This window comes from Companilactobacillus hulinensis, from assembly GCF_003946555.1.
Lineage (GTDB): Bacteria > Bacillota > Bacilli > Lactobacillales > Lactobacillaceae > Companilactobacillus > Companilactobacillus hulinensis.
The window spans coordinates 1-1,920 of record NZ_RHOO01000042.1 but is presented as its reverse complement, the minus strand read 5'-3'; the positions used below and the strand labels follow the sequence as shown (position 1 = coordinate 1,920).

Annotated in this window: 1 rRNA gene; it reads right to left on the bottom strand. The window is 47.4% G+C overall.

Annotated elements, in window-relative coordinates:
- Nucleotides 1-63 precede the first annotated feature (63 nt).
- A 16S ribosomal RNA gene (locus EKM66_RS12375) occupies nt 64-1,637 on the bottom strand.
- Nucleotides 1,638-1,920: the final 283 nt, after the last annotated feature.

The following is a 1,920-nucleotide window of genomic DNA, read 5'->3' as shown; positions in this document are numbered from 1 at the left end:
CCTCTCAAAACTAAACAAAGTTTTAACTTGTGTATTCCGTAGTGCTTTCGCACTTATCCTTAGAAAGGAGGTGATCCAGCCGCAGGTTCTCCTACGGCTACCTTGTTACGACTTCACCCTAATCATTTGTCCCACCTTAGACGGCTAGCTCCTAAAAGGTTACCCCACCGGCTTTGGGTGTTACAAACTCTCATGGTGTGACGGGCGGTGTGTACAAGGCCCGGGAACGTATTCACCGCGGCATGCTGATCCGCGATTACTAGCGATTCCAGCTTCATGTAGGCGAGTTGCAGCCTACAATCCGAACTGAGATCGGTTTTAAGTGATTTGCTTACCCTCGCGAGTTCGCAGCACGTTGTACCGACCATTGTAGCACGTGTGTAGCCCAGGTCATAAGGGGCATGATGATTTGACGTCGTCCCCACCTTCCTCCGGTTTGTCACCGGCAGTCTCACTAGAGTGCCCAACTTAATGCTGGCAACTAGTAATAAGGGTTGCGCTCGTTGCGGGACTTAACCCAACATCTCACGACACGAGCTGACGACAACCATGCACCACCTGTATTCTTGTCCCCGAAGGGAAAAACTAATCTCTTAGTGTTTCAAGATATGTCAAGACCTGGTAAGGTTCTTCGCGTTGCTTCGAATTAAACCACATGCTCCACCGCTTGTGCGGGCCCCCGTCAATTCCTTTGAGTTTCAACCTTGCGGTCGTACTCCCCAGGCGGAGTGCTTAATGCGTTAGCTGCAGCACTGAAGGGCGGAAACCCTCCAACACTTAGCACTCATCGTTTACGGCGTGGACTACCAGGGTATCTAATCCTGTTTGCTACCCACGCTTTCGAACCTCAGCGTCAGTTACAGACCAGAGAGCCGCCTTCGCCACTGGTGTTCTTCCATATATCTACGCATTCCACCGCTACACATGGAGTTCCACTCTCCTCTTCTGCACTCAAGTTTACCAGTTTCCGATGCACTTCCTCGGTTGAGCCGAGGGCTTTCACATCAGACTTAATAAACCGCCTACGCTCGCTTTACGCCCAATAAATCCGGACAACGCTTGCCACCTACGTATTACCGCGGCTGCTGGCACGTAGTTAGCCGTGGCTTTCTGGTTGAATACCGTCAATACGTGAACAGTTACTCTCACGCATGTTCTTCTTCAACAACAGAGTTTTACGATCCGAAAACCTTCTTCACTCACGCGGCGTTGCTCCATCAGACTTTCGTCCATTGTGGAAGATTCCCTACTGCTGCCTCCCGTAGGAGTTTGGGCCGTGTCTCAGTCCCAATGTGGCCGATTACCCTCTCAGGTCGGCTATGCATCACGGTCTTGGTGAGCCGTTACCTCACCAACTAACTAATGCACCGCGGGTCCATCCTAAAGCGATAGCAGAACCATCTTTCAAACATAAACCATGTGGTAAATGTTGTTATGCGGTATTAGCACTTGTTTCCAAATGTTATCCCCCACTTTAGGGCAGGTTACCCACGTGTTACTCACCCATCCGCCGCTCACTCAAATGTTTTATCATTTTGGTGCAAGCACCAAAAATCAAAAACCAGAGTTCGCTCGACTTGCATGTATTAGGCACGCCGCCAGCGTTCGTCCTGAGCCAGGATCAAACTCTCATATTAAAAGTTTGTGACTCATAAATTAATACTAGCGAAAATTGACTTCGTCAATGTTTCTTTGTTACAAATTAACCTTAATTAAAAGGCCTACACAATTGATTGTTAAAACTTTGTTCAGTTTTCAAAGGTCTACTAGTTTGATAAGAAAGTGAATTTCTTAACAAGCGACTTAATTATCTTATCAAGTAATCAACATAATGTCAACAACTTTTTAAAATAATTTTTCAACGACTATCAAGTTGGAAGCTCTCAAGTCGTTGTCGCCGTTGCTCTGTCGCAACAACAA